The organism is Pedobacter sp. UYP24, from assembly GCF_054057295.1.
Map to the genome: position 1 here is coordinate 949,941 of NZ_JBSRZD010000001.1, position 24,326 is coordinate 974,266.

Below are 24,326 nucleotides of genomic sequence, written 5' to 3' on the forward strand. Positions count from 1 at the left end.
GATTAGGCAATTTTTTGATAAATATTGTTCTTTTTGTCTATTACTTTAAAGCGTCTTAATTCTGCACTTCTTAAGGTCTCTTTTGACCCTAGGCATAAAAACCCAAAATTAGCTAAACTATTATAGAATAACTCAATTACTTTGGTCTGAAGTTCAGGGTTAAAATATATAAGTACGTTTCTACATGATATGACTTGAAATTCGTTAAAAACACCATCAGAGGCGAGGTTGTGCACGGAAAAAAGTACATTCTTTTTTAATGAATGATTTATGATTGCGGCATCGTATTTAGCCGTAAAATAGTTAGATAGGGTATGTGAGAAGCCTGTCTTTTGATAGTTCTCTGCATTTTGTTTCATTCTTTGAAGGTCGTATATGCCTGCTCTAGCCAACTCCAAAACGTCATTGTTAATGTCGGTACCATAGAAAAAACTTTTGTCATATAGATTTTCCGCTTCAAACAAAATGGCAAAAGAATACAACTCTTCACCCGTTGAGCAACCGGCATTCCATACCTTCAAACGTTGATAGGACTTCAAATAAGGGATCACATTTGCCGACAAAGATTTATAAAACATAGGGTCTCTGAACATTTCAGTGACGTTAACTGTAATTTCTATTAAAAACGATTCAAAGTAATCCTGATCATTCGTCAATAAAGTACGTAAATCAAATAAACTAAGTTTTTGCAGGTGCATTATTCTGGTCACTCTTCTTTTAAAAGAGGCGGGAGAATAATCGCTAAAATCAAAATCCTGACTGTTCTTTATTAAATCAATCAGACTGGTTAGCTCATCATAATTGATTATTTCGTGATTAGTGGTACTCATTAACTCAACCAGACTCTTAACATTGACAACAGTTTATCCATGTCAACAGGTTTAGAAATGTAGTCATTCGCACCCGCTTCGATGCACTTCTCACGGTCATTTTTCATTGCCTTTGCTGTTAACGCAATAATTGGCAGTTTAGCATATTTCTTTTCGTCTCTTATTGCGGTCATCGCTTCATAGCCATCCATTTCAGGCATCATAATATCCATCAATACAATGTCTATATTATCATTCTCCGCCAGCTTCTCTATTGCCTGTCTGCCATTGTTTGCAATAATGATATTCATGTCGTACAACTGTAGTGCGCTCGATAGGGCAAATATGTTCCTCATATCATCATCTGTAATCAGTACAGTCTTATTTATAAGCGCCTTCTCTATAGTAGATACGCCTTTTTCAATAGTTTTGCTCTTTACAGAGGGCGCTTTGCGGTCATCCTGCTTTAACTTATTCATAAACAAACTAACTTCATCAATAAGCCTGTCGTTAGATTTGTTTGTCTTCAGCACCATTGCTTCAGTATACTGTAGTATTTTTTGCATCTTCTCCTGATCAAGCTCCATTGCGGTATTAATAATAACAGGGACATGTATTAGATGGGGTTGCGTTTTGATCATATCCAGTAACTCAAATCCAGAAATGTCTGGCAGTTTTAAATCAAGAATAATGCAATCAAATTCCTGTTCTTTCAACATCTCCAATGCTTCTTTACCTGTGTATGCTTGTTTTACCTCTACACCCTTACTGGTGAGTTGCTCAGTAAGTACTTTGCTTTGCAGCTCCTGATCTTCAATAACCAATACTTTCTTTAGGTTATATTTAATGTAGGCATTGCTCAGCATATCAAATGCCTCATCAAGATCTTCCTTTTCTACTGGCTTCCTTAAAAAGCCAATAGCACCTTCGCTCTTAGCACGATCTTCCCGCTCATTGCCGGCCGACATCATGTGAACCGGAATATGCTTAGTTCTTGGGTCTGCCTTTAATTTCTTTAAAACCTGCCATCCGTCCATAACTGGTAACATAATGTCCAGTACAATAGCATCTGGTAATTCTGAAATGGCTGTCTCCAAACCTGTATCTCCCTGACTCGCTAAAATCGGTGTAAATCCTTTTTCTATAGCATAATCGCTTAGCAATTCCGCAAAAATTGGATCGTCTTCTACAATTAGTAAGGTTTGGGCATTGCCTTTCCTAAACTCTGGGGTAATTGATGGAGCTGATTCCTTAATAGGAGAGGCATTGTAAGCCCTTGGTTCCTGAGCAAGCTGAACCTCCCCACCGAGCATTGCTTCATTTCTTTCAGGAATGTATAACGTAAAGGTGCTGCCAACATTGGGCTCACTTTTAATCTGGATTTCACCACCCATTAGATGGGCCAGCTCCTTACTTATTGACAAGCCCAATCCTGTACCGCCATACTTTCTGCTGGTAGACCCATCGGCCTGCTGGAAAGCCTCAAAAATTAACTTCTGTTTTTCCAGCGGGATACCTATACCAGAATCCTCTACTGCTATGGCTACAATCTTTTCCTTAGTATTCTTTAGTTGATCTGAAAAATAATTGATGCTATGTTCCGCATTTGAAATACTCAGCGAGATCTCCCCATGTTCAGGTGTAAATTTAAAGGCATTGGATAAGAGGTTTTTGATGATTTGCTCCAGCCTTGACTGGTCAGATAAAATCGCATCAGGCAGGTTAGTGCCAATAACAGTTTTAAAACTAATCTTTTTACTTCTGGCCAGTTCGGCAAAAAGCGATTCCATATTGTGCTGGACTGCTTCTGGTTTTACAGGCTCTATGGTCAGATCAATTTTGCCCGATTCAATTTTAGAAAGGTCAAGAATGTCGTTAATCAGCGTAAGGAGGTCATTCCCTGCGTTATGAATTACCCCGGCATACTTAATTTGGTCTTCATTTAGGTTTTCAGGCTTGTTGTCTTTTAGAATCCTTGCCAGGATAAGGATACTGTTTAATGGGGTGCGCAATTCATGACTCATGTTAGCCAGAAATTCTGATTTGTATTTACTGGATATTTCCAATTCCTCAGCCTTAAGGCTCATCGCTTCGCGAGATTGATTAACCAGTATATTTTGCTCTTCCAGTTGCTGTGCTTTCTCTTCCAGTTCAGCATTGGTTTGTCTCAATTCTTCCTGTTGTACCCTTAACTCTTCTTCTGATGCTTGCAGCTGTTCAGATTTATACACAAGCTCATCGTTAGTGGTACGCAGTTCTTCCTGTTGACTTTCCAGTTCTTCTGCTTGCTGTTGCGTCTGTTCAAATAATTCTCTCAGTTTAATCCTTGCAATTGCGCTGTTAATACCTACACCTATATTCTCTGAAATATTATTTAGGAAATGTATCGTTACCGCATCAGGAGGATTAAGCATACCCAGTTCTATTACTGCCAGCGTTTTTTCTTCAAATACTATAGGTAATAGAAACAAGGCGTTAGGGATAGTATCTCCTAATCCCGAGCTCACTTTAATGTAATCCTTTGGAAGGTCTGTCAGTACTTTATAGGTTTTCTCTGCAGCGGTTTGTCCAACCATTCCCTCACCAATCTTATATTCTGGAATTATGTTTTTACTTCGCTGGTACGCATAACCGCCAGTAAATTGATATGTCTTTTTATTATTTAAATTTAGCAGAAACAGTGCACCTACGGGGGCCTTAATATAGAGGCAAATTTGAGTAATGATATTATTTGAGAGGTCTTCCATTTCCTGCTCTCCACGTATGGCTTCATTGATAATCGTAGCACCAGATAGCAACCAGTTTTTTTGTTCGTTCTCTGCAGAAATATCAGCCAGTTGAATATTGGATTCAAGGATGCGCTTCTCCGTAATTTTTTGCTGATCAAACGTACGCTTGATGAAGGAGAAGAGAAATAATATAAGGCCAAAAATAATTGTTGAACTACCCCAAACTACCCAGCTACTTCTATCACTACTAGCTGCTGTATCAGCTTTTCTAATCTGTAGCAATTTAAGTTCCTCAGCTTTAATCCTATTGCTAACGCCCAGCATCAGTACCTTAAGGCGCTGCCCATTTCCCAACATTACTACTTGGATTGCCTTATCTCTGCCCCCCAAAGCATTGGCGCGCAAAACTGACTGCATGTCGGCTATTTTTTCATTGGCATAAAGATCCAGTGTATCTATCCTCAAAGATTGTCGCGGATTATCGGCTACCAATACCTTTAACTCCCCAACACTTGGAGAAATCTTATTTATATTAACATTATAAGCCCCTAAAAAGTCATTTCTTTGTGTCAAAATATATCCTCGAAGAGAACCCTCAGAATTTAGTGCTTCGGTTTCAATACGTTGAGTTAGATTGATAACGTCATAGGTATGACTTTGCAGGCCAGCGTCCGCAAAAAGAGTCTCAACAGTCTGATAAGAAGTGATGGCAGAAACGAGGACAAATAATAATGATGCTGCGAAACCCGTAAGTACCTGCTGTTTGAAGGATAATTTAAACATATATCTCTAAGATAAAATATTATAGCCAGATGGGTACTAATATAATATTACAAATGAAATTTTTGAGAAATAACTTTAACCATTAAACGGTAGGCGCTAAATAATTTCTAATAAGCATTGAGCATAAGTATTGCCTATTGGAATAACAACACTATTAATCCAGATCTGTGATCGGTCATACTTTGTTATTTTATCTTTTGAAACAATAAAGGCGCGGTGTGTCCTAATGAATTTTTTTGGAGGCAACAATAAAAGCATCTCATTAAGCGGTACCCTGGTGCTCAATAGCTTACTATTTTCCAGATAAAGCCGCGTATAGTTCCCAGAAGCCTCTATATATAAAATATGATCCAGTTGCACTTTAATCTGCTCGTACCCATCCTTTATAAAAATAGCAGTCTGCACATCTGCCGATTCATTATTGTTGTTACTTCTTAAATTGAATAACTCAAGCGCTTTGTTGCAAGCCTTTAAAAAACGGGGAAGAGAAAATGGCTTTAATAGATAATCTATCGCGTCTAGTTCAAAACTCCTAACCGCATGCTCAGAATAGGCGGTCGTAAATATGATCATAGGTGGCTTACTAAGGCTGTTTAGAAAGTCTATTCCATTTATATCAGGCATTTTAATATCCAGAAATATCAAATCCACTTTGTGCTGTTGCAAATAGCTAATGGCATCAAAAGCATTGGTAAAAGTTTCTGCTAAGGTTATAAATGGAACCTTAGCCGCATGTGATTTTACAATGTCCAATGCGATGGGCTCATCATCAATTGCGATAGCGATCATGCTATAAAATTACTTAATTTCTTCTAATTCTATGGTGAGGTGAACGAAAAACTCTGTAGCATTTTCCCTGATAATGAGTTCATGCTTATTTGGGTATAGTAGCGCCAGCCTTTCCTTCACATTTCTAAGGCCTATACCACTTTGAAGTCTTTCCGGGTCATTTTCATTCTTCACATGTATGCTATTGTTTACATCAAAAAACAGCTTATCCCCCTTGGTTTGAAGGGTGATCTTTATGTGCGAAGGGGAATTAAGGCTAATGCCATGCTTAAAAGCATTTTCTACAAAGGGGATCAACACCATGGGCGCAATCAGGTATTTGGCTAAAGGGTCTTCCAGCTGCGTATCAATATGGATGTTAGCCGTGGTAGCAGTCCGTAATTTTTGCAGATCAATATAGTTTTTCAAATAATCTATGTCTCTGGACAGGAAGGTCTTGTCTGCTACGTTTTCCTCCAGCATAAACCGCATCATATCTCCCAATCGTTGAATGCCCTCGCTTGTCCTTTCTGCATTTTCCTGAAGTGCCGTTCCGTAGAGGGTATTTAACGCATTAAAAAGGAAATGTGGATTGATCTGCGATTTAAGGAAATTCAAATTCGCGTCTGACTTACCTAGTTCTGTTTTTAGTGATTTTATTTCTTCGATGTCTTTCCTGTTTCTGGATTTATAAATGTTCCAGGCCATTATTGGAACAAGCACCAGTTGGAACGGTAAATTAAACGGGTAGATAAAGTCGTTGGTGTCTGCCCTACCAAAGCAAGCAAGGTGTATAACCATCATGGCCAGAAAGCTTATTCCAGTAATTAATATCGTATATCCAATAAACTTCAGTACCGAGCGTCTTTTGTTAATGAGCATAGGAACAAGTACATGCAGCGAATACAGATAATGTAAAATGGCAAGCGGAGCAATGGAGGTAAAGAAAATATTTATTTTATAATCTACATTAAGAATGACCACACTTGCGTGCATAAAAATGGAAAAGGCAAACAGCATGATCGCATCTTGCATCATGTTAGCTTTTTTGCTGCCTTTGATAGAATTTAGATAGATGATGAGCATTTTAATGGCCAGCAAAATGGCAAAGTATTCGTTTACAAGGCGGATAATGAAACAAACATTAATTAATAAACAGATAAGCACTACTGTAATTGAAGGTTGCTTTTCCTCTTGTTCCAGCTCTTTATCCACAAAAAAGAAGAGTATAAAGTAACACACACAGGTGATGATGTAGCTAAACAGCAAATGCGACCAGTAGTTGTTATAATAAACGTGATTAGGTATTGAACCATGTTCACTAATGGCAACGCCTGCATTGAAAAAAAATGCGATTACCGCACATGCTGTAAATGCGATCAATTCAATTTTTGCCGATTCTTTTAGTTTCATAGTCGCTGTTGTTTTTAATGTTGCAATAGTACTAATGCTTTTTGTTTGAAATTTTAAAATGTGATGAAACCCAAAAAAAAAGGGTTGAATTGCATAGGTTTGTCTTATGATAGTTTATGGAATACCAAACTGCAATACCGTTAAGAAGGCCATGACCTGGTTGGCCGAACATGGTTTTAAACCAGAATTTCATGACTTTAAAAAAAAAGGCATAACGGCAGAGAAGCTTGATCAATGGTGCGAAGCTTTTGGATGGGAATGCGTATTAAACAAAAAAGGAACCACCTGGAAAAAGCTATCACCAGAAATACAGGAAAGTGTAAAAAACAAAGAAACTGCCATCGCAGTGCTGCTGGCAAATAACAGCGCAATTAAACGCCCCATTGTAGAAGTAGATAATAAGCCATTACTTCTCAGTTTTGCTGAAGAAGAATACCAATCGGAATTTAAATAGTCTGGCCTAGGGTTTCATTGGGGAAGCCTTAGGGTTGGGGTTTTAGTGAGTCCGCGGTGAGTGCGCAGTGAGTCCGCCTTGAGTCCGCCTTTTTACTGAAAAAAGGCGGACTCAGGGCGGATTCGTACCTCACACAGTGCGCACGCAGTAAAAACCAAACCCTACTCCATTACTGCTGCAAGGCTAAGGCAATATGGATTGGTATAGCAACACAAATTGCTATTGCGCGTGTTAATCTTTGTTAAATGAATTGTTTGCTGCTTCAACGCTATTACCTTTGACTATGCATAAAATGCTGTTCTTACTTTTTGTATTAATCTTTCCATTGAAAAATATGGCTCAGACTACTGTGTCTGGTCATGTTTACGATTATGAAAATAAAAAGGTGCCATTGCCTTATGTCGTGGTAAAAAACCTCAATAGTGGGCAGGTAACACAAACAAAAAGCGGCGGACAGTTTGATATAACAGCCAAAAAAGGAGACCTGCTTATATTTTCAAAAAGTGGCTACGATACGGATACGCTGTTTTTAATTAACCTTTTGGCAAAGCGTATTTTTCTTCCTGTTAGCGTTACCGATTTGAAGGAGGTTAACATACAAGGTGCAAAGGTAAATTCAGGAGTGCTTTACAGAGACCCTAAAGCGAAAGAATTTAAGCGTTTTGAAACTGATGACTTACGCGGAAAGAAAAATAACGACCGGGCAGGGGGGCTAAGCTTTAACTTAGGTTACGGCAAATATAGAAAAGAACAACAAAAGAAACAGCAGATTGAGGAAACCGAGGTCTATGAAGATGAGATCAACGCTAATTTTACAAATGAATTTGTGGGCAAGCTGACAAAGCTGGATGGCGAGGATCTTAAGAATTTCATTTACTTGTATAAACCTTCGGCAGGATTAGTAAAGGCCGACCGGCCATTCGATTATACCATGTATATTATTAAGGCTTTTAGCACCTGGAAAAAGCTTCCGGCAGACCAAAGAAAACCTCCGGCCTTGCCAAAAATCAAAAAAAGTTAATAATACCGTTACATTCCGTTTACAGAAAAGGTATTTTCTATCTTTGGGGCTACAACTAATCTTATAAGGAATGATAAATAAACTGAATTTGCTATTTGTGATGATTTTTGTCTGCAGTTTTTCTGTGTTTGCACAACAAAATATCAACATCGAGTCTAACTATGATCCACATGCTGCTTTTAATCCGCTTTTTTACACGCAGAATGGAAATGAATTTCGCGCTGCAAGTGGTTACCCTGGTGCTAAGTACTGGCAAAATAGGGCAGACTATGTCATTGCTGCTACCCTTAATGATGTTAACAATACCGTAACCGGTGCAGTTACCATTTCTTATAAAAACAATAGTTCAGATAAGCTGCCATATTTATGGCTTCAACTAGATCAGAATTTATTTGCAGAAGGATCAAGAGGAAATGCCATGATTGCAGGAAACAGCAGGTATGGCAATAGGGGAGAAAAATTAGAAGGCGGTTACAAAATAGATGCGCTTGATGTATCATTAAAAACTAAAGCTGTAAAATTCACCTCTTTAACTGAAGATACAAGAATGCAGATTAGGCTGGAACAGCCTTTGTTGCCAGGGGAGACCATTACTTTGAAAATGAAATTTTCTTTTGTCATCCCTAAAAACGGATCTGACAGGATGGGGCATTTAACAACAAAGAATGGGGAGATCTTCGCAATAGCACAATGGTATCCAAGAATGTGTGTATATGATGACGTGTTGGGATGGAATACCATGCCTTACTGGGGTGCAGGAGAGTTTTATTGTGAATATGGAGATGTAGATTTTGCCATTACAGCCCCTGCAAATCACATTGTAATGGGATCTGGGGAGCTTTTAAATCCTCAGGAAGTATTTACTGCAGAGCAATTAAGGCGTTGGAATGCGGCAAAGCTAAGTGATCAAACTATTGCAATTCGCTCAGTAGCTGAAGTTACTGAAGCCTCGTCCAGACCATCAAAAGATAAATTGACCTGGAAATTTAAAATTAAAAACACCAGAGATGTAGCATGGGCATCATCAAAGGCTTTTGTGTTGGATGCTGCTCGCATAAATTTGCCAAGCGGTAAGAAATCGCTCGCAGTTTCTGCCCACCCAGTAGAAAGTGCTGGCAAAGACAGCTATGGCAGGGGAGTTGAATACGTAAAGACTACGATAGAGCATTACTCTACAAAATGGTTTGAATACCCTTACCCTATGGCAATAAATGTAGCCAGTAATGTTGGTGGTATGGAATACCCTGGTATTGTATTTTGTGGCTGGACTGCCAAGAATGGATCTGCATGGGGGGTGATAGATCATGAATTTGGGCATACCTGGTTTCCAATGATTGTTGGTAGCAATGAGCGTAAATATGGATGGATGGATGAGGGTTTCAACACTTTTATTAACGGAATATCATCACAATCGTTTAATAACGGCGAATACAAAAAAGTACCGGCAAATATGCATAAAGTGGCTATTGCAAATGCGAAAACTGAATCTGAATACATTATGCTTACGCCAGATGCGATGCGGGAAGCAAATATTGGCAGGAACTTATATGGTAAACCCGGACAAGGGCTTGATCTGTTGAGAAACCAGATATTGGGCACTGCACGTTTCGATTATGCTTTTAGAGAATATATTAAGCAATGGTCTTTTAAACACCCTACACCATTTGATTTCTTCAGGTCGATGGAGAACGGAGCAGGAGAGGATTTATCTTGGTTTTGGAGGGGTTGGTTTTTAGAGAACTGGAAAATGGACCAGGCAATTGTGGCTGTAACGCCAAATAAAGTTGATGGTTTAATTGCTGGTTACAGCATTGTAGTAGCCAATCTTGAAAAAATGCCGATGCCAGTTATCATTGAAGTTAAAACCAAAAGTGGTAAGACAGATATCCTAAAACTGGGTGTAGATGTTTGGATGAGAAACAAAAGCTGGACGGTAAATTATCCAACTACAGAAGAAGTTGTTTCTGTGAAGTTGAATCCGGATAAAGTACTGCCAGATGTAAACGCTGAGAACGATAGCTGGCCTAATAATTAGTAACAAACTTCCTTTATTTATAAATGCCCCCAAAAAGTTAGCTGCTTATTGGGGGCATTTTTATGGTTATTTGAAAAAACTTTCTTTAAGCTTTTCTGCACTTAAAAGCGGTGGGGGAGTATCTAACCGGATAGACCAACCTTTGGCTCTAAGCAGCGGGATATCCACCTTGGCTACAGAAAGGTCTTTGCCTTTCAGCGAGTTGTGGTATATGATGGGACTGGGCGGCTCTACATCACCTTTGGTATTGAACAAAATTTCTAAGCGTAATTTTGGCCATAACTGGATATCGCTCATGTTGGCAGAATAGATTTTACTGGAGCTGTTTGGTTTCACTATACTTGCAAATTCTCCGTTAAAAGTTCCGTTCTTTTCTGTAGTTAGGCTGGCAAGCAGCTGAAAAGAAGTTTCGTTAACCAAGTGAAAATGAGCAACAGAGTTGATGTGTTGGTCGCTTACCAGGCCCAGAGATACCCCTTCTTTTATGAATATTTCGGGTAAGGAATCAACGGTAGTTGCGCTTGCAGGCGTGCTTGTGCCCGGTATTTCTCCGTGGATGAGCGTAACCTTAGCAGCCATTACAGGTATTTCAAAATCGTTGGCATCAGTAACACCTATGGTTTCCTTATCAATGATGCGGGTAATATAACCCTCTAGATTTTCATCAACAAAACGTACAAAATCGCCTATTTTTAAATTCATGATATATGTTAAAGGAACAAATTTAACTAAAAGGGTGCTTGCTGCGGTAATTACTGGGTAAACTAAATTTATTTTAAGGTAGCTGTTAAGTTCTTTATTTTTGCGGTATGGCAGAAGAGGAGCAAAAGAACAATCCGTTACACGGTAAAACATTAGAATTTATTTTAAAGCAGCTGGTATGGCATTATGGATGGGAAGAGATGGGTGTACATGTGAGTATAGAATGCTTTAAGAACAACCCAACGATGAATTCCAGTTTGAAATTTTTGCGTAAAACCGACTGGGCGAGGAAGAAGGTGGAGAAATTATACCTCAATACTTTTCATTAGCAATTATTTATTAAATTTTTGTTAACGTCTTGATTTATAAAATGTATTGTCTTACCTTTGCAGTCCCTTATTGAGGGGTAAAGTTTTTAACATTAATAGAAAAACAAAAAAAGAGCAATGCCAACCATTCAGCAATTAGTTAGAAAAGGTAGAGTAGCACTGGAGTTCAAGAGTAAGTCTCCGGCGTTGGACAGTTGTCCACAGCGAAGAGGTGTATGTACACGTGTATATACTACTACCCCTAAAAAACCAAACTCAGCAATGCGTAAAGTAGCGCGTGTACGTTTAACCAATGGTAAAGAGGTTAACGCATACATTCCTGGAGAAGGTCACAACCTACAGGAGCACTCGATCGTATTGATCCGTGGTGGTCGTGTTAAAGATTTACCGGGTGTACGTTATCACATCATCCGTGGTGCGTTAGATACTTCAGGCGTAGCCGGTCGTAATCAACGTCGTTCTAAATACGGAACAAAACGTCCTAAACCAGGACAAGTAGCAGCACCGGTAAAGGGAGCAGCAAAAGGTAAAAAGAAATAATTTAGGAGGAAAGAAAAATGAGAAAGTCAAAACCAAAAAAGAGAATTATCCTTCCTGATCCTAAGTTTAACGATGTTCAGGTAACAAGATTTGTAAATAATATGATGTACGATGGAAAGAAATCCATTGCTTATGATATTTTTTATGATGCAGTAGAATTAGCTGAGAAAAAAGTAGGCGAAAACGGCCTAGATGTATTTAAACGTGCATTAGTAAATATCAGTCCAGCTGTAGAGGTTAAATCTCGTAGAGTTGGAGGTGCAAACTTCCAGGTGCCAACAGAAGTAAGACCAGACCGCAAGATTGCTTTAGGCATGAAATGGTTGATCAATTACGCTCGTAAACGTGGTGAGAAAACTATGAAAGAGAAATTGGCAGGTGAAATTATTTCGGCAGCTAAAGGTGAAGGTGCAGCAGTTAAGAAGAAAGAAGATACGCATAAAATGGCTGAGGCTAACAAAGCGTTCTCTCATTTCCGTTTCTAATATTTGAAATTATATAATGTCAAGAGATTTAAGATTTACTAGAAATATCGGGATCGCAGCTCACATTGATGCGGGTAAAACTACAACAACTGAGCGTATCCTTTATTATGCTGGTGTTAGTCACAAAATTGGTGAAGTGCATGAAGGTGCTGCAACGATGGATTGGATGGCACAAGAGCAGGAGCGTGGTATAACCATCACTTCTGCTGCTACAACAGTAGGATGGAAATACAGAGGTCAGAATTACCATATTAATATTATTGATACACCAGGACACGTTGATTTTACCGTTGAGGTAAACCGCTCGTTACGTGTATTGGATGGTTTGGTATTTTTGTTTTCGGCAGTTGATGGTGTTGAGCCACAATCTGAAACTAACTGGCGTTTAGCTAACAATTACAATGTTGCCCGTATCGGTTTCGTTAATAAAATGGACCGTTCAGGAGCAGATTTCTTGAAAGTTGTTGCACAAGTAAAAAGCATGTTAGGTAGCAATGCAGTTCCATTGCAATTGCCTATTGGTGCTGAAGAAAGCTTTAAAGGTGTTGTTGATTTGATCAACAACCGTGGTATTGTTTGGAATGAGGACGATAAAGGGATGACCTTTACCGAAGTGCCTATTCCTGATGATATGATTGATGAGGTAGCGGAGTGGAGAGAGAAGTTATTGGAATCTGTTGCAGATTACGATGAGACTTTGATGGAGAAATTCTTCGAAGATCCAAACTCAATTACTGAACGTGAGATATTAGATGCATTGCGTGCAGCAGTATTAGATGCTAAAATTGTACCTATGGTATGTGGTTCATCTTTTAAAAATAAAGGTGTACAAACCATGCTTGACTATGTGATGGAGTTATTGCCTTCACCAATGGATTCGCCAGGTATTGTTGGAACTAATCCTGATACTGGTGAAGAAGTTTTGCGTAAACCTGATGAAAAAGAACCATTTGCAGCTTTAGCATTTAAAATTGCAACGGATCCATTTGTTGGTCGCCTATGCTTTATCCGTGTTTACTCAGGTAACCTGGAAGCTGGATCATATATCTATAATGCCCGTTCTGAAAACAAAGAACGTATTTCCCGTATCTTCCAAATGCATGCAAATAAGCAAAATCCAATCCCTAATGTAGGTGCTGGTGATATTGCAGCGGTTGTTGGATTTAAGGATATCAAAACTGGAGATACACTTTGTGAAGAGAAAAATCCAATTGTATTGGAGTCTATGAACTTCCCTGAGCCAGTTATCGGTTTAGCTATTGAGCCTAAAACTCAAGCTGATATTGATAAGTTAGGTATGGGATTGTCTAAGCTTGCTGAAGAGGATCCTACATTTAGAGTTCAAACTGATGAGGAAACTGGTCAGACTGTAATCTCTGGTATGGGTGAGCTTCACCTGGACATTTTGATTGACCGTCTTAAACGTGAGTTTAAGGTTGAGGTTAACCAAGGTGCACCACAAGTAGCTTACAAAGAAGCAATTTTTGGCACTACACAACACCGTGAAACGTATAAGAAACAATCTGGTGGTCGTGGTAAATTTGCTGATATCCAAGTAGTGATCTCTCCAATTGATGCTGATTTTGAAAAAGGTGGTTTACAGTTTGTGAACGAAATTTCTGGTGGTTCAATTCCACGTGAGTTTATCCCTTCAGTAGAAAAAGGATTTGCGGCAGCAATGGCGAATGGTGTATTGGCTGGCTATCCGCTTCCTGATATGAAAGTTCGTTTAATTGATGGTTCATTCCATGCGGTCGATTCAGATGCGTTGTCATTTGAACTTGCAGCAAGAATGGCTTATCGTGAGGCATTACCTAAATGTAAGCCTACATTGATGGAGCCAATCATGAAAATCGAAATCCTTACTCCAGAAGAAAATATGGGTGATGTGATCGGTGATATGAACCGTCGTCGTGGTCAGCTTTTAGGAATGGATACCCGTGCGGGTGCTCAGGTAATTAAAGCTACCGTGCCACTTTCTGAAATGTTTGGTTATGTAACTCAATTGCGTACCATTACTTCAGGACGTGCAACGTCTACAATGGAATTTGATCATTACGAAGCTGCACCGAAAACTGTACAGGATGAAGTAATTGCTAAATCAAAAGGTAGAGTTAAATCTGTTGATTAATTAAAAAAAACAAACTTGCAGATGGTTACTAATAGCTCTAACCATCTGCTTTAAATAAAAATAAGATGAGCCAAAGAATCAGAATTAAATTAAAATCTTACGATTACAATCTAGTAGATAAGTCTGCTGAGAAGATCGTTAAGACAGTTAAACCTACGGGTGCAGTGGTTAGCGGACCGATTCCGTTGCCTACAGAAAAGAAAATCTTCACTGTTTTGCGTTCACCACACGTGAACAAGAAAGCACGTGAGCAGTTTCAATTGTGTGCGTACAAACGTTTGTTAGATATTTACAGTTCTAACTCTAAAACGGTTGATGCTTTAATGAAACTTGAACTACCTAGCGGTGTTGAAGTAGAGATCAAAGTTTAACTTACTGAGTTAGCAAACAAAAAAGCCTTTCGGAATTCCGAAAGGCTTTTTTGTTGAATAACGGTTATCTATTCCCTCTTAGCTCTTCCAGCTTATTGCGCTCATCCTGAAGTTCCCTTGCCAATTTCTTTTCCTTCTCATTGGCTTTGGTTTTATAAGCCTGATACTCTTGTGAAATTTCATCGTAAAGACCAGTGCGGTACTTTGCTTCATTTACGTTCTTTGCAGATCTGAAAAATACAAAAGCGAGGAGTAGCGCGAGGATTAAGATGATTGTCCACACGGTGATGTTGTAGTTGGACTTAGAAAAGGATAGCCCTAAAAGAGAAATCTCGTCCATTTTTGCATTGGTAGCAGCAAGGGATGTTTCTGTGCCAGCCATCTCACTTTTTAATCCTGATACCCCTTTTTCTAATCCTGCAATTTTCTGTTTGGCAACGGACAGACCTTTTCTTTCAGTCCGCAGGGTATCTTTAACACTTTGGAAAAACTGGGATAGCCTGCTCGGATTAATTAGCTTGTATCCATTTAACGTTTTAGATTTAGCCAGAATTAACTGATACTGGCCCTGGAGACTGGGGTCTATATTAGCCGAATCAATTTTTGCTTTAACCGGATTTGCCTTAAACTGCGCATCTGTACTTAAGTTTAATAAGATTAGTGCGGCCACTAGAATAGTCAATTTTTTCATCAATGCCTGTTTAAATTTTGTGAAGATATTGAAATAGTTACTGCTATTTTAACAATGGGTTTATAATTTTATTGTGTTGGGCTGGCAGATACTATATTTGTATCGATGACTGTATTGTTATTTACATTGATTGTGTTGGTGGGTGCTTTTATTGCAGGTTTAGTTGGATCCCTAACTGGATTGGGTGGAGGCGTAATTATTATTCCATTACTTACACTGGTTTTGAGTGTAGACATTCATTATGCGATTGGAGCTTCTATCGTTTCTGTTATCGCGACTTCATCAGGTTCTGCAGCGGCATATGTTAAAGAAGGCATTACCAACATCCGAATAGGTATGTTTTTAGAAATTGCCACAACTATTAGTGCGGTTTTTGGAGCCATTATTACCATTTATCTAAATCCTGGATATATCGCCGTAGCTTTTGGGTTGATACTGCTTTTCTCCGCATTTATGATGATAAGGAAAAAGGTTGAACGGTCTGACAATGATACATCTGGAAAACTGGCTGTGTTTTTCAAATTGAATGGAAGCTACCCAACCTCAGAAGGCATTAAGTACTATGGGGTGCACAATGTGGTTGGTGGATTTTTAATGATGTTTGTTGCAGGCTTGATTTCTGGTTTGCTGGGGATAGGATCAGGCGCATTGAAGGTAATTGCAATGGATAACATCATGAGGATTCCATTTAAGGTATCCACTACGACCAGCAATTTTATGATGGGTGTTACTGCTGCTGCTAGTGCGGTGGTCTATTTTCATAGGGGGCAGATTGATCCTGGTATTGCTTTGCCTGTATCAATTGGCGTGTTAATTGGCGCTACTGTAGGATCAAAGATATTAGTGAAGACCAAGACCGACAAGATAAAGGTAGTGTTTGCCGTAGTGGTAGCGTTTCTTGCATTACAAATGATCTATAACGGTTTATCTGGAAGGTTATGAAAAAGGCTTTAAATTTTTATGCAGACAAAGACGTTCAGCTAATATTGGGTACGTTGTTGCGGGTAGGTGTCATTGTTTCTATGACGGTTATCTTCGCCGGAGGCGCACTCTATCTATTTGGTAAGTATTCAGAAGTAATAGATTACCGGGTTTTTGATCCACATAAATCAGGATTATCCTCGATAACATCGGTATACAAAGGGGTTGTTCATTTGGATCCTAGTGCAATTACTCAATTTGGTGTTCTTTTGTTGATCTTTACCCCTGTTGCTAGAGTAGTTTTTTCCGTTTTTAGCTTCCTTATTGAGCGTGATTATCTATATGTAGTTATTGGTTTATTGGTTTTGGCCGTAATATTAATAAGTTTGAGTAACGGGCTTGTTGGATAAAACTGGTTTTAAATGAGTGCTGTCCTGCCTTATCAAAATATTTGCGATTATTTGAAAAAATAATACGCTAACTATTTGAAAATTAAGATTTCTTTCCTATTTTTGCCCTCCCTTAACAGGGATGTGTATCCACCTTGAACGAAGCCCTACTGCTTCGATGGGTGTTAAATTAAAAAAAGAAAATGTCAGGTATTATTGGAAAAAAAGTAGGAATGACCAGCATTTTCGACGCCGATGGAAAGAATATTCCATGTACGGTGATCGAAGCTGGGCCTTGTGTAGTTACGCAAGTAAAGACCGAAGAGAAAGATGGTTATGTTTCAGTTCAGCTGGGTTTCGGCGAGGCTAAAGAAAAAAACACCACTCAGCCGTTAAAAGGGCACTTTGCGAAAGCAAACACTACACCTAAACGCAAATTGGTTGAATTTGAACCATTTGAGGAATCATTAAACTTAGGAGACACGGTAACAGTAAGCATCTTCAGTGAAGGTGACTTTGTTGATGTTGTTGGTACTTCAAAAGGTAAAGGATTTCAAGGTGTTGTAAAGCGTCATGGTTTTGCTGGTGTTGGTGGACAAACTCACGGACAGCACAACAGGATGCGTGCACCAGGTTCATTGGGAGCAGCTTCTTATCCTGCGCGTGTATTTAAAGGTATGCGGATGGCTGGAAGAATGGGTGGAGATAGAGTTAAAGTTCAGAACTTACAAGTTTTGAAAGTTTATGCTGATCAAAATCTAGTTGTAGTTAGCGGTTCCATACCAGGAGCTAAGGGTTCTTACGTAATCTTAGATAAGTAAGCAGATGGAAGTTAAAGTATTAAACATTTCAGGAAAAGAGACAGGTGCAACAGTGCAACTTCCTGAGGCGGTATTTGGTATATCGCCGGTTGATCATGCGATCTATTTAGATGTTAAGCAGTATTTGGCAAATCAACGTCAGGGTACGCACAAGTCTAAACAGCGTAATGAAATTGCTGGTTCAACCCGTAAATTATATAAACAAAAAGGTACCGGTGGTGCTCGTGCAGGTAGTATAAAATCTCCGTTGTTTAACGGTGGTGGTCGTGTTTTCGGTCCTCAACCAAGAGATTATAGTTTTAAACTGAACAAAAAATTAAAAGTTCTTGCGCGTAAGTCTGCATTGTCTTACAAAGCTTTGGATGCTAATGTTGTTGTTCTTGAAGACTTTTCTTTTGATTCGATCAAAACTAAAAACTACCTTAATTTGGTTAGCGCTTTGAATTTAGCTAACGAGAAAACTTTGTTGGTTTTGCCTTCACAAAATAACAATATCTATTTATCAAGCAGAAACATTCACAAAGCTAAAGTGATCACTGCAGATCAATTAAATACATATGATGTATTGAACTGCGGAAAGCTTTTGTTTACTACTGATTCTCTTAAAACATTGGAGGAGGCATTTGCCAAGTAATATGGAAATTTTACAAAAACCGATTTTAACAGAAAAAGCTTCTGTACTGACTGAAAAGTCAAACCGCTTTACTTTTAGAGTAGACACTAAAGCTAACAAACTGCAAATCAAAGCTGCGATTGAAAAAATGTACGGCGTAAATATCTTAGCCATTAACACTTTAATAGTGGCTGGTAAAGTTAAGTCGAGAAATACAAAAGGCGGATTGGTTACAGGACGTAGTCCTAAATACAAAAAAGCTGTCGTTACCTTGAAAGCAGGTGAAACAATCGATTATTACGCGAATATTTAATAAGAATTGAATAATTATAAACTATGGGCTTAAGAAAATTTAAACCAGTCACTCCGGGAACCCGCTTTAGAGTAGGTGCCAGTTTTACGGAGATTACAGCAACCAAGCCCGAAAAATCATTGGTTGTATCTTCTAAGAAATCGGGAGGACGTAACAATACAGGAAAGATGACTATGCGCTACATGGGTGGTGGTCATAAAAAATCTTATCGTTTAATTGATTTTAAACGTGAGAAATTTGATATTCCTGCAACAGTAGCTACTGTTGAATACGATCCAAACCGTACAGCACGCATCGCATTATTACATTATGCAGATGGTGAGAAGCGTTATATTATTGCACCGGAAGGATTGCAAGTAGGGCAAAAAGTAGTATCGGGTGATACTGCAACTCCAGAAGTGGGAAATACTTTAAAACTGAGCAATATTCCTTTAGGATCTATTGTACACAATGTGGAGATTCATCCAGGTCGTGGTGCTCAGTTAGCACGTAGTGCTGGTGCTTATGCACAATTAGCTGCACGTGATGGTAAATATGCGACATTGAAAATGCCTTCAGGTGAAACCAGGTTAATCCTGACTACATGTTTGGCTACTATCGGAGCTGTTTCCAATTCTGATCATGCAAATGAAGTATTAGGTAAAGCTGGTCGTAATCGCTGGTTAGGTCGTCGTCCTAGAACACGTCCGGTAGCGATGAACCCTGTCGATCACCCAATGGGTGGTGGTGAGGGACGCTCATCAGGTGGTCAGCCAAGGTCAAGGAATGGTATGTATTCTAAAGGCTTTAAGACCCGTACACTTAAAAAATACTCAAATCGTTTCATCATAGAGAAAAGGAAGAAATAATGGCTCGTTCGATAAAAAAAGGACCTTATATTGACCATAACGTAGAGAAAAAAGTAGTCTCTATGAATGATTCAGGCAAGAGGTCTGTAATTAAAACTTGGTCTCGCAGATCAATGATCTCACCAGATTTTGTGGGTCATACATTTGCGGTACATAACGGTAATAAGTTTATACCGGTATACGTAACAGAAAACATGGTTGGTCACAAGCTGGGAGAGTTTGCTCCAACCAGAACATTTAGGGGTCACTCTGAAAAGAAAAAATAATTAAGAGATGGAAGCATTAGCGAAATTAAACAATTGTCCAACCTCACCACGTAAGATGCGTTTGGTTGTAGATCTTATCAGAGGTGAGCGTGTTGAGAAAGCTTTACATATTTTAAAGTTTACCAATAAAGATGCAGCAATAAGGGTTGAAAAACTATTATTATCTGCTATCAAAAACTGGGAAACCAAGAATGAAGGTTCTCGCCCTGAAGAAAACCAATTATACGTGAAAACGATAATGGTAGGCGGTGGTCGTCAGTTAAAAAGATTAAGACCAGCACCTCAAGGACGTGGTTACAGAATACGTAAACGTTCAAACCACGTAACTTTGGTAGTAGATAGTAAAAACGTTGAAACTCAAACTAATTAACAGAAATGGGACAAAAAGCACATCCAATAGGAAACAGGTTAGGAATCATCAAGGGTTGGGATTCTAACTGGTTCGGTGGCAACAACTATGCTGATAAATTAGTTGAGGACGATAAAATAAGAAAATACCTTGCAGCACGTATTGCAAAAGGTGGTGTTGCTAAAGTTGTAATAGAGCGTACATTAAAGCGCATTACTGTTACAATCCACACAGCACGTCCGGGTATTGTGATTGGTAAAGCTGGTCAGGAAGTTGACAAGATCAAAGAGGAGTTGAAGAAATTAACTAAAAAGGAAATTCAAATCAACATCTTTGAGATCAAACGTCCTGAGCTTGATGCACAATTAGTTGCAGAGGGAGTTGCTAAACAATTAGAAGCAAGGATATCTTTCCGTAGGGCAATGAAATCTACAATTGCATCAACTATGCGTATGGGAGCGGAAGGCATCAAGATCATGACCTCTGGTAGGTTAGGTGGTGCTGAGATGGCTCGTAGTGAACAGTATAAAGAAGGAAGAATTCCTTTGCATACTTTCCGTGCAGACATTGACTATGCGTTAGCAGAAGCTTTAACTACTTATGGTAAAATAGGTGTTAAAGTATGGATTTGCAAAGGCGAGGTTTACGGTAAACGTGATCTTTCTCCAAACATCGGTGCTACGAGCAATGCTCCAGGTAAAGGTGGCAGACCAGAAGGTGCTTTTGCAGGTGGCAGGGAAAGAGATAACCGTGGTGGCGGTGGCGACAGAAGAAACGATAACCGCGGTGGTGGTAATCGTGGCGGAAGAGGGCCAGGTCAAGGCGGTCCCGGTCAAGGTGCTCCAGGTAGAGATAATAGAGGCGGAAACACTCCTAACAGAGGTCCTCGTAAATAATTAGTTAACAGATCGTTTAACGATAATATTAGAATAAAATGTTACAGCCAAAAAGAACGAAGTTCAGAAAGATGCAAAAAGGCAGAATGAAAGGTTTAGCAACTCGTGGTGCTGAATTGTCATTCGGATCTTTCGGGATCAAATCTCTAGAGTCGACCTGGATTACCAGTCGTCAGATAGAGGCAGCCCGTATTGCGGTAACTCGTTTCATGAAACGTGAAGGCCAAGTGTGGATTAGAATTTTTCCGGATAAACCGATAACTAAGAAGCCAGCTGAGGTACGTATGGGTAAAGGTAAGGGTGCACCTGAATATTGGGTAGCCGTTGTTAGACCAGGACGTATTATTTTTGAAGCCGAAGGTGTTCCTTTAGATGTAGCTAAAGAAGCAATGAGATTGGCCGCTCAGAAATTACCGATCCAAACAAAATTTGTAGTACGTAGAGATTACGTAGAGGCATAAGCAGTTGCGGGTTGAATGTTGTAAGTAACTTGTTATTATAACCGCTAGACCCGCAACATAAAAATTAATAAAATGAAGAACTCAGAAATCACAGGGCTTTCACAAGAAGAACTAGTAGCCAGGATTGCAGAAGAAAAGGAAAACTTAGTAAAGTTAAAATTTGCTCACACAATTTCGGCTATTGAAAATCCTACCCGCATTAGAAAGGTAAGAAGAGATATTGCCCGATTAAACACTGAAGTGGCTACGCGTAAAGCTCAGCCAGTTACTGAAACTAAATAACTTAGAGTCGAAATGGAAAGACAATTAAGAAAAACAAGAACCGGGTTGGTGGTGAGCAACAAGATGGATAAATCTATTGTTGTAGCGGTAGAGCGTAAAGTAAAACACCCGATCTATGGTAAGTTTGTTAAGAAAACTACCAAATTTATGGCTCATGACGAGAAAAACGATTGCGGTATTGGTGATACAGTACTGATCATGGAGACTCGTCCGCTGAGTAAGAACAAGAACTGGAGATTAGTGGAAATTTTAGAAAGGGCTAAATAACATGGTACAACAGGAATCAAGATTAAACGTAGCCGATAATAGCGGCGCAAAAGAAGTATTGGTTATCCGTGTACTTGGTGGTACTGGAAAGCGGTATGCTTCTATTGGTGACAAGATCGTTGTTACCGTTAAAAGTGCATTACCTTCTGGAAACATCAAGAAAGGAACAGTTTCTAAAGCAGTTGTTGTAAGAACAAAGAAAGAAATCAGACGTAAAGATGGTTCTTACATCCGTTTCGACGACAATGCAGCAGTGTTATTAAATGCACAAGATGAGCCGCGTGGCACACGTATTTTTGGCCCGGTAGCAAGAGAACTGCGTGAAAAACAATTCATGAAGATTGTATCATTAGCACCGGAGGTATTATAAAATGAAAAAAGAAACAACAACACCAAAGGTAAAGATCCGTAAAGGAGATTTAGTAAAGGTAATAGCCGGCGATTCAAAAGGTCAGCAAGGAAAAGTACTTACAGTATTGATTACTAAAAGCAGGATCCTTATAGAAGGCGTTAACCTTGTGTCAAAACATACAAAACCAAATGCTGCCACTCCAAACGGAGGTATCATTAAAAAAGAAGCTGCTCTTCATATTTCTAACGTAGCATTAATTGATCCTAAATCAGGTGAGATTACACGCGTTGGCAGAAAGCTTAATGCTGATGGGAAATTAGTTAGGGTTAGTAAAAAATCAGGAGAGGAGATCAAATAATGGCTTACGTACCAAGATTAAAAAGTAAATATAAAGAGGAAATTGTAATAGCGCTTAAAGATAAGTTCAATTACAAAAGCGTTATGCAGGTTCCTAAATTAGAGAAAATAGCTATCAACCAAGGTGTTGGACGTTTTTCTGTAACTGATAAAAAAATTATGGATAGTTCTATTTTAGAGATGTCCACAATTGCAGGTCAGCAGGCAGTTGGTGCAAAATCTAAAAAAGATATCTCAAACTTTAAATTGCGTAAAGGTATGCCTGTTGGTGTACGTGTTACTTTACGTGACAATAACATGTATGAGTTTTTAGATCGTTTAATTTCCGTAGCTTTGCCACGTATCCGCGATTTCAAAGGTATCAATGATAAAGGATTTGATGGAAAAGGTAATTACACATTAGGTATTACTGAACAAATCATTTTTCCTGAGATTAACATCGATAAGATCAGTAAGATTTTAGGAATGGATATCACTTTTGTAACAACAGCTACTACAGATGTTGAAGCATTGGAACTTTTGAAACAATTTGGATTACCGTTTAAAAACCAAACACCTAAAACAGAACAATAATGGCAAAAGAAGGAGTAAAAGCTCGCGAAGTTAAGCGCCAAAAATTGGTAGCTAAATATGCAGATAAACGTGCAGAACTTAAAGCTGCAGGTGATTATGAAGGATTAGATAAGTTACCAAAAAACTCATCTGCTGTACGTTTACACAACCGTTGTAAAATTACTGGTCGCCCTCGTGGTTATATGCGTACATTTGGTATATCAAGGGTATTGTTTCGTGATATGGCTTTAGCAGGTAAAATACCTGGAGTAAGAAAAGCAAGCTGGTAATCAGCTTCTTTTGGCTTAGATATAATTTGAGCTTATAATTAAATTTTAACCGATGGCAGGTCGTCCCGAATACGTCAGGAAGGAAACCACTATCACAACTACATAATAATGAATACAGATCCAATAGCAGATTATCTTACAAGGGTAAGAAATGCCATCAAGGCAAATCACAGAATTGTAGAGATTCCTGCATCGAACCTTAAAAAGGAAATTACTAAAGTACTTTTTGATAAAGGTTACATCGCTAATTACAAATTTGAGGACAATACAACTCAAGGAACTATTAAGATAGCTTTAAAGTATAATGCTATTACTAAGATTCCTGCGATTCGTACCCTTACACGTATTAGCAAACCAGGTTTAAGGCAATATGCCGGCGTTGATAATATGCCAAGAGTATTAAATGGTTTAGGTATCGCAATTTTGTCTACATCGAAAGGTGTTATGACTGACAAAGAAGCTGCTAAACTTAACATTGGTGGCGAAGTTTTGTGTCACGTTTATTAATTAAAGGAGGATAGCAAAATGTCAAGAATAGGAAAAGCCCCAATTAGTATTCCTGCTGGTGTTACCATTTCAGTTTCTAAAGATAACTTAGTTACTGTAAAAGGACCAAAAGGAGAGCTTACTCAAGCAGTTGATTCAGAGATCACTGTAAGCCAAGAAGATGGTGTATTAACTGTACAACGTCCAACAGAGCAAAAAAGACACAAAGCGTTACATGGTTTGTACCGTTCTTTGTTAAACAATATGGTTATTGGAGTAACTGAAGGTTATAAGTTACAACAAGAATTAGTAGGTGTGGGTTACCGCGCAACTAATACCGGTAATACACTGGATCTTGTTTTAGGTTATTCTCACCATTATGTTTTCCAGTTACCAGAAGAAATTAAGGTAACTACAACATCTGAGAAAGGTCAGACTCCTAAAATTATTTTAGAGAGTATTGACAAACAACTAATCGGACAAGTAGCGGCTAAGATCCGTTCACTACGTGCACCAGAGCCTTATAAAGGTAAAGGTATCAAGTTTGTAGGCGAAGTATTAAGAAGAAAAGCAGGTAAATCAGCTTCTAAAAAATAATCATC

General features: G+C 38.8%; 32 protein-coding genes. 26 read left to right on the forward strand and 6 right to left on the reverse strand.

What is annotated here, in order from left to right:
• Nucleotides 1–2: 2 nt before the first annotated feature.
• From ACVWYN_RS04270 to ACVWYN_RS04285, 4 genes are all read right to left on the reverse strand, one after another.
• Nucleotides 3–830: a CheR family methyltransferase gene (locus tag ACVWYN_RS04270; RefSeq protein ID WP_457287587.1), complete on the reverse strand. Its 828-nt coding sequence runs from the start codon at nucleotides 828–830 to the stop codon at nucleotides 3–5.
• Nucleotides 830–4,321, reverse strand: a complete 3,492-nt coding sequence (locus ACVWYN_RS04275; protein WP_457287588.1) for a response regulator — start codon at nucleotides 4,319–4,321, stop codon at nucleotides 830–832. The genes ACVWYN_RS04270 and ACVWYN_RS04275 overlap by 1 nt, the downstream gene beginning before the upstream one ends.
• A gap of 96 nt (nucleotides 4,322–4,417) precedes the next feature.
• Nucleotides 4,418–5,110 carry a LytR/AlgR family response regulator transcription factor gene (locus tag ACVWYN_RS04280; RefSeq protein ID WP_457287589.1) on the reverse strand — a complete coding sequence of 231 codons (693 nt, stop codon included), beginning with the start codon at nucleotides 5,108–5,110 and terminating at the stop codon, nucleotides 4,418–4,420.
• Nucleotides 5,111–5,119: 9 nt separating this feature from the next.
• Nucleotides 5,120–6,502, reverse strand: a complete 1,383-nt coding sequence (locus ACVWYN_RS04285; protein ID WP_457287590.1) for a sensor histidine kinase — start codon at nucleotides 6,500–6,502, stop codon at nucleotides 5,120–5,122.
• A gap of 106 nt (nucleotides 6,503–6,608) precedes the next feature.
• Between ACVWYN_RS04285 and ACVWYN_RS04290 the strand changes: the two genes are divergently transcribed.
• The 3 genes from ACVWYN_RS04290 (at nucleotide 6,609) to ACVWYN_RS04300 (ending at nucleotide 10,012) form a co-directional block, all read left to right on the forward strand.
• Nucleotides 6,609–6,956, forward strand: coding sequence for a Spx/MgsR family RNA polymerase-binding regulatory protein (locus ACVWYN_RS04290; RefSeq protein ID WP_457287591.1), 348 nt, complete (start codon nucleotides 6,609–6,611; stop codon nucleotides 6,954–6,956).
• 334 nt (nucleotides 6,957–7,290) lie between these two features.
• Nucleotides 7,291–7,977, forward strand: coding sequence for a hypothetical protein (locus ACVWYN_RS04295; protein ID WP_457287592.1), 687 nt, complete (start codon nucleotides 7,291–7,293; stop codon nucleotides 7,975–7,977).
• 70 nt (nucleotides 7,978–8,047) lie between these two features.
• Nucleotides 8,048–10,012: a M1 family metallopeptidase gene (locus ACVWYN_RS04300; RefSeq protein WP_457287593.1), complete on the forward strand. Its 1,965-nt coding sequence runs from the start codon at nucleotides 8,048–8,050 to the stop codon at nucleotides 10,010–10,012.
• A gap of 66 nt (nucleotides 10,013–10,078) precedes the next feature.
• On the opposite strand, the gene ACVWYN_RS04305 is transcribed toward ACVWYN_RS04300, so the two are convergent.
• On the reverse strand, nucleotides 10,079–10,714 hold the full coding sequence (locus ACVWYN_RS04305; RefSeq protein WP_457287594.1) for a hypothetical protein: 636 nt from the start codon (nucleotides 10,712–10,714) through the stop codon (nucleotides 10,079–10,081).
• Between the two features lie 107 nt (nucleotides 10,715–10,821).
• On the opposite strand from ACVWYN_RS04305, the gene ACVWYN_RS04310 reads away from it, so the two are divergent.
• The 5 genes from ACVWYN_RS04310 to rpsJ all read left to right on the forward strand — a co-directional run bounded on the left by ACVWYN_RS04310 (nucleotide 10,822) and on the right by rpsJ (nucleotide 14,570).
• Nucleotides 10,822–11,043, forward strand: coding sequence for a VF530 family protein (locus ACVWYN_RS04310; RefSeq protein ID WP_457287595.1), 222 nt, complete (start codon nucleotides 10,822–10,824; stop codon nucleotides 11,041–11,043).
• A gap of 117 nt (nucleotides 11,044–11,160) precedes the next feature.
• Nucleotides 11,161–11,583: a 30S ribosomal protein S12 gene (gene rpsL / locus ACVWYN_RS04315; protein WP_457287596.1), complete on the forward strand. Its 423-nt coding sequence runs from the start codon at nucleotides 11,161–11,163 to the stop codon at nucleotides 11,581–11,583.
• Nucleotides 11,584–11,600: 17 nt separating this feature from the next.
• Nucleotides 11,601–12,068 carry a 30S ribosomal protein S7 gene (rpsG, locus tag ACVWYN_RS04320; RefSeq protein WP_457287597.1) on the forward strand — a complete coding sequence of 156 codons (468 nt, stop codon included), beginning with the start codon at nucleotides 11,601–11,603 and terminating at the stop codon, nucleotides 12,066–12,068.
• A gap of 16 nt (nucleotides 12,069–12,084) precedes the next feature.
• Complete coding sequence (gene fusA / locus ACVWYN_RS04325) at nucleotides 12,085–14,199, forward strand: elongation factor G (RefSeq protein ID WP_457287598.1); 2,115 nt, start codon at nucleotides 12,085–12,087, stop codon at nucleotides 14,197–14,199.
• Between the two features lie 65 nt (nucleotides 14,200–14,264).
• A complete protein-coding gene (gene rpsJ, locus ACVWYN_RS04330; protein WP_008244591.1) occupies nucleotides 14,265–14,570 on the forward strand; it encodes a 30S ribosomal protein S10 in 306 nt (101 codons plus the stop codon).
• Between the two features lie 64 nt (nucleotides 14,571–14,634).
• Here the strand turns inward: rpsJ and ACVWYN_RS04335 are convergent, their stop codons facing one another.
• The gene (locus ACVWYN_RS04335) at nucleotides 14,635–15,261 is read right to left on the reverse strand and encodes a hypothetical protein (RefSeq protein WP_457287599.1); all 627 of its coding nucleotides are present in this window, start codon (nucleotides 15,259–15,261) and stop codon (nucleotides 14,635–14,637) included.
• A 105-nt stretch (nucleotides 15,262–15,366) separates the two neighbouring features.
• Here ACVWYN_RS04335 and ACVWYN_RS04340 point away from each other — a divergent pair, with 105 nt between their 5' ends.
• The 18 genes from ACVWYN_RS04340 (at nucleotide 15,367) to rplF (ending at nucleotide 24,321) form a co-directional block, all read left to right on the forward strand.
• Nucleotides 15,367–16,203, forward strand: coding sequence for a sulfite exporter TauE/SafE family protein (locus tag ACVWYN_RS04340; protein ID WP_457287600.1), 837 nt, complete (start codon nucleotides 15,367–15,369; stop codon nucleotides 16,201–16,203).
• Nucleotides 16,200–16,592: a DUF1634 domain-containing protein gene (locus ACVWYN_RS04345; RefSeq protein WP_457287601.1), complete on the forward strand. Its 393-nt coding sequence runs from the start codon at nucleotides 16,200–16,202 to the stop codon at nucleotides 16,590–16,592. Before ACVWYN_RS04340 ends, ACVWYN_RS04345 begins: the two co-directional genes overlap by 4 nt.
• Nucleotides 16,593–16,774: 182 nt before the next feature.
• Nucleotides 16,775–17,392 (forward strand): 50S ribosomal protein L3, encoded by a 618-nt coding sequence (gene rplC, locus ACVWYN_RS04350; protein WP_457287602.1) that lies wholly within the window; start codon nucleotides 16,775–16,777, stop codon nucleotides 17,390–17,392.
• 4 nt (nucleotides 17,393–17,396) lie between these two features.
• Complete coding sequence (gene rplD, locus ACVWYN_RS04355; protein WP_457287603.1) at nucleotides 17,397–18,026, forward strand: 50S ribosomal protein L4; 630 nt, start codon at nucleotides 17,397–17,399, stop codon at nucleotides 18,024–18,026.
• 1 nt (nucleotide 18,027) lies between these two features.
• Nucleotides 18,028–18,318, forward strand: coding sequence for a 50S ribosomal protein L23 (gene rplW / locus ACVWYN_RS04360; protein ID WP_457287604.1), 291 nt, complete (start codon nucleotides 18,028–18,030; stop codon nucleotides 18,316–18,318).
• Between the two features lie 23 nt (nucleotides 18,319–18,341).
• Nucleotides 18,342–19,166, forward strand: a complete 825-nt coding sequence (rplB, locus tag ACVWYN_RS04365) for a 50S ribosomal protein L2 (RefSeq protein ID WP_410884804.1) — start codon at nucleotides 18,342–18,344, stop codon at nucleotides 19,164–19,166.
• On the forward strand, nucleotides 19,166–19,432 hold the full coding sequence (rpsS, locus tag ACVWYN_RS04370; protein WP_069379634.1) for a 30S ribosomal protein S19: 267 nt from the start codon (nucleotides 19,166–19,168) through the stop codon (nucleotides 19,430–19,432). Before rplB ends, rpsS begins: the two co-directional genes overlap by 1 nt.
• A gap of 7 nt (nucleotides 19,433–19,439) precedes the next feature.
• On the forward strand, nucleotides 19,440–19,802 hold the full coding sequence (gene rplV, locus ACVWYN_RS04375) for a 50S ribosomal protein L22 (protein WP_457287605.1): 363 nt from the start codon (nucleotides 19,440–19,442) through the stop codon (nucleotides 19,800–19,802).
• 5 nt (nucleotides 19,803–19,807) lie between these two features.
• Nucleotides 19,808–20,677 carry a 30S ribosomal protein S3 gene (gene rpsC / locus ACVWYN_RS04380; protein WP_457287606.1) on the forward strand — a complete coding sequence of 290 codons (870 nt, stop codon included), beginning with the start codon at nucleotides 19,808–19,810 and terminating at the stop codon, nucleotides 20,675–20,677.
• Nucleotides 20,678–20,715: 38 nt separating this feature from the next.
• A complete protein-coding gene (rplP, locus tag ACVWYN_RS04385) occupies nucleotides 20,716–21,138 on the forward strand; it encodes a 50S ribosomal protein L16 (RefSeq protein ID WP_457287607.1) in 423 nt (140 codons plus the stop codon).
• A 72-nt stretch (nucleotides 21,139–21,210) separates the two neighbouring features.
• On the forward strand, nucleotides 21,211–21,420 hold the full coding sequence (rpmC, locus tag ACVWYN_RS04390) for a 50S ribosomal protein L29 (protein ID WP_457287608.1): 210 nt from the start codon (nucleotides 21,211–21,213) through the stop codon (nucleotides 21,418–21,420).
• Nucleotides 21,421–21,432: 12 nt separating this feature from the next.
• On the forward strand, nucleotides 21,433–21,687 hold the full coding sequence (gene rpsQ / locus ACVWYN_RS04395; protein ID WP_048907439.1) for a 30S ribosomal protein S17: 255 nt from the start codon (nucleotides 21,433–21,435) through the stop codon (nucleotides 21,685–21,687).
• 1 nt (nucleotide 21,688) lies between these two features.
• The gene (gene rplN / locus ACVWYN_RS04400; protein WP_008244575.1) at nucleotides 21,689–22,057 is read left to right on the forward strand and encodes a 50S ribosomal protein L14; all 369 of its coding nucleotides are present in this window, start codon (nucleotides 21,689–21,691) and stop codon (nucleotides 22,055–22,057) included.
• A 1-nt stretch (nucleotide 22,058) separates the two neighbouring features.
• Nucleotides 22,059–22,397 carry a 50S ribosomal protein L24 gene (gene rplX / locus ACVWYN_RS04405; protein ID WP_457287609.1) on the forward strand — a complete coding sequence of 113 codons (339 nt, stop codon included), beginning with the start codon at nucleotides 22,059–22,061 and terminating at the stop codon, nucleotides 22,395–22,397.
• Entirely contained in the window at nucleotides 22,397–22,969 is a 573-nt protein-coding gene (rplE, locus tag ACVWYN_RS04410) for a 50S ribosomal protein L5 (protein ID WP_457287610.1), read from the forward strand. The genes rplX and rplE overlap by 1 nt, the downstream gene beginning before the upstream one ends.
• A complete protein-coding gene (rpsN, locus tag ACVWYN_RS04415; protein WP_457287611.1) occupies nucleotides 22,969–23,238 on the forward strand; it encodes a 30S ribosomal protein S14 in 270 nt (89 codons plus the stop codon). Before rplE ends, rpsN begins: the two co-directional genes overlap by 1 nt.
• A gap of 108 nt (nucleotides 23,239–23,346) precedes the next feature.
• A complete protein-coding gene (rpsH, locus tag ACVWYN_RS04420; RefSeq protein WP_457287612.1) occupies nucleotides 23,347–23,745 on the forward strand; it encodes a 30S ribosomal protein S8 in 399 nt (132 codons plus the stop codon).
• Nucleotides 23,746–23,763: 18 nt separating this feature from the next.
• A complete protein-coding gene (gene rplF, locus ACVWYN_RS04425) occupies nucleotides 23,764–24,321 on the forward strand; it encodes a 50S ribosomal protein L6 (RefSeq protein WP_457287613.1) in 558 nt (185 codons plus the stop codon).
• Nucleotides 24,322–24,326 lie beyond the last annotated feature (5 nt).

What these genes read in the sequence shown, in the direction of transcription:
- ACVWYN_RS04270 (WP_457287587.1), bottom strand. Translation starts at nt 830, where the DNA reads ATGAGTACCACTAATCACGAAATAATCAATTATGATGAGCTAACCAGT.
- ACVWYN_RS04275 (WP_457287588.1), bottom strand. Translation starts at nt 4,321, where the DNA reads ATGTTTAAATTATCCTTCAAACAGCAGGTACTTACGGGTTTCGCAGCA.
- ACVWYN_RS04280 (WP_457287589.1), bottom strand. Translation starts at nt 5,110, where the DNA reads ATGATCGCTATCGCAATTGATGATGAGCCCATCGCATTGGACATTGTA.
- ACVWYN_RS04285 (WP_457287590.1), bottom strand. Translation starts at nt 6,502, where the DNA reads ATGAAACTAAAAGAATCGGCAAAAATTGAATTGATCGCATTTACAGCA.
- ACVWYN_RS04290 (WP_457287591.1), top strand. Translation starts at nt 6,609, where the DNA reads ATGATAGTTTATGGAATACCAAACTGCAATACCGTTAAGAAGGCCATG.
- ACVWYN_RS04295 (WP_457287592.1), top strand. Translation starts at nt 7,291, where the DNA reads ATGGCTCAGACTACTGTGTCTGGTCATGTTTACGATTATGAAAATAAA.
- ACVWYN_RS04300 (WP_457287593.1), top strand. Translation starts at nt 8,048, where the DNA reads ATGATAAATAAACTGAATTTGCTATTTGTGATGATTTTTGTCTGCAGT.
- ACVWYN_RS04305 (WP_457287594.1), bottom strand. Translation starts at nt 10,714, where the DNA reads ATGAATTTAAAAATAGGCGATTTTGTACGTTTTGTTGATGAAAATCTA.
- ACVWYN_RS04310 (WP_457287595.1), top strand. Translation starts at nt 10,822, where the DNA reads ATGGCAGAAGAGGAGCAAAAGAACAATCCGTTACACGGTAAAACATTA.
- rpsL (WP_457287596.1), top strand. Translation starts at nt 11,161, where the DNA reads ATGCCAACCATTCAGCAATTAGTTAGAAAAGGTAGAGTAGCACTGGAG.
- rpsG (WP_457287597.1), top strand. Translation starts at nt 11,601, where the DNA reads ATGAGAAAGTCAAAACCAAAAAAGAGAATTATCCTTCCTGATCCTAAG.
- fusA (WP_457287598.1), top strand. Translation starts at nt 12,085, where the DNA reads ATGTCAAGAGATTTAAGATTTACTAGAAATATCGGGATCGCAGCTCAC.
- rpsJ (WP_008244591.1), top strand. Translation starts at nt 14,265, where the DNA reads ATGAGCCAAAGAATCAGAATTAAATTAAAATCTTACGATTACAATCTA.
- ACVWYN_RS04335 (WP_457287599.1), bottom strand. Translation starts at nt 15,261, where the DNA reads ATGAAAAAATTGACTATTCTAGTGGCCGCACTAATCTTATTAAACTTA.
- ACVWYN_RS04340 (WP_457287600.1), top strand. Translation starts at nt 15,367, where the DNA reads ATGACTGTATTGTTATTTACATTGATTGTGTTGGTGGGTGCTTTTATT.
- ACVWYN_RS04345 (WP_457287601.1), top strand. Translation starts at nt 16,200, where the DNA reads ATGAAAAAGGCTTTAAATTTTTATGCAGACAAAGACGTTCAGCTAATA.
- rplC (WP_457287602.1), top strand. Translation starts at nt 16,775, where the DNA reads ATGTCAGGTATTATTGGAAAAAAAGTAGGAATGACCAGCATTTTCGAC.
- rplD (WP_457287603.1), top strand. Translation starts at nt 17,397, where the DNA reads ATGGAAGTTAAAGTATTAAACATTTCAGGAAAAGAGACAGGTGCAACA.
- rplW (WP_457287604.1), top strand. Translation starts at nt 18,028, where the DNA reads ATGGAAATTTTACAAAAACCGATTTTAACAGAAAAAGCTTCTGTACTG.
- rplB (WP_410884804.1), top strand. Translation starts at nt 18,342, where the DNA reads ATGGGCTTAAGAAAATTTAAACCAGTCACTCCGGGAACCCGCTTTAGA.
- rpsS (WP_069379634.1), top strand. Translation starts at nt 19,166, where the DNA reads ATGGCTCGTTCGATAAAAAAAGGACCTTATATTGACCATAACGTAGAG.
- rplV (WP_457287605.1), top strand. Translation starts at nt 19,440, where the DNA reads ATGGAAGCATTAGCGAAATTAAACAATTGTCCAACCTCACCACGTAAG.
- rpsC (WP_457287606.1), top strand. Translation starts at nt 19,808, where the DNA reads ATGGGACAAAAAGCACATCCAATAGGAAACAGGTTAGGAATCATCAAG.
- rplP (WP_457287607.1), top strand. Translation starts at nt 20,716, where the DNA reads ATGTTACAGCCAAAAAGAACGAAGTTCAGAAAGATGCAAAAAGGCAGA.
- rpmC (WP_457287608.1), top strand. Translation starts at nt 21,211, where the DNA reads ATGAAGAACTCAGAAATCACAGGGCTTTCACAAGAAGAACTAGTAGCC.
- rpsQ (WP_048907439.1), top strand. Translation starts at nt 21,433, where the DNA reads ATGGAAAGACAATTAAGAAAAACAAGAACCGGGTTGGTGGTGAGCAAC.
- rplN (WP_008244575.1), top strand. Translation starts at nt 21,689, where the DNA reads ATGGTACAACAGGAATCAAGATTAAACGTAGCCGATAATAGCGGCGCA.
- rplX (WP_457287609.1), top strand. Translation starts at nt 22,059, where the DNA reads ATGAAAAAAGAAACAACAACACCAAAGGTAAAGATCCGTAAAGGAGAT.
- rplE (WP_457287610.1), top strand. Translation starts at nt 22,397, where the DNA reads ATGGCTTACGTACCAAGATTAAAAAGTAAATATAAAGAGGAAATTGTA.
- rpsN (WP_457287611.1), top strand. Translation starts at nt 22,969, where the DNA reads ATGGCAAAAGAAGGAGTAAAAGCTCGCGAAGTTAAGCGCCAAAAATTG.
- rpsH (WP_457287612.1), top strand. Translation starts at nt 23,347, where the DNA reads ATGAATACAGATCCAATAGCAGATTATCTTACAAGGGTAAGAAATGCC.
- rplF (WP_457287613.1), top strand. Translation starts at nt 23,764, where the DNA reads ATGTCAAGAATAGGAAAAGCCCCAATTAGTATTCCTGCTGGTGTTACC.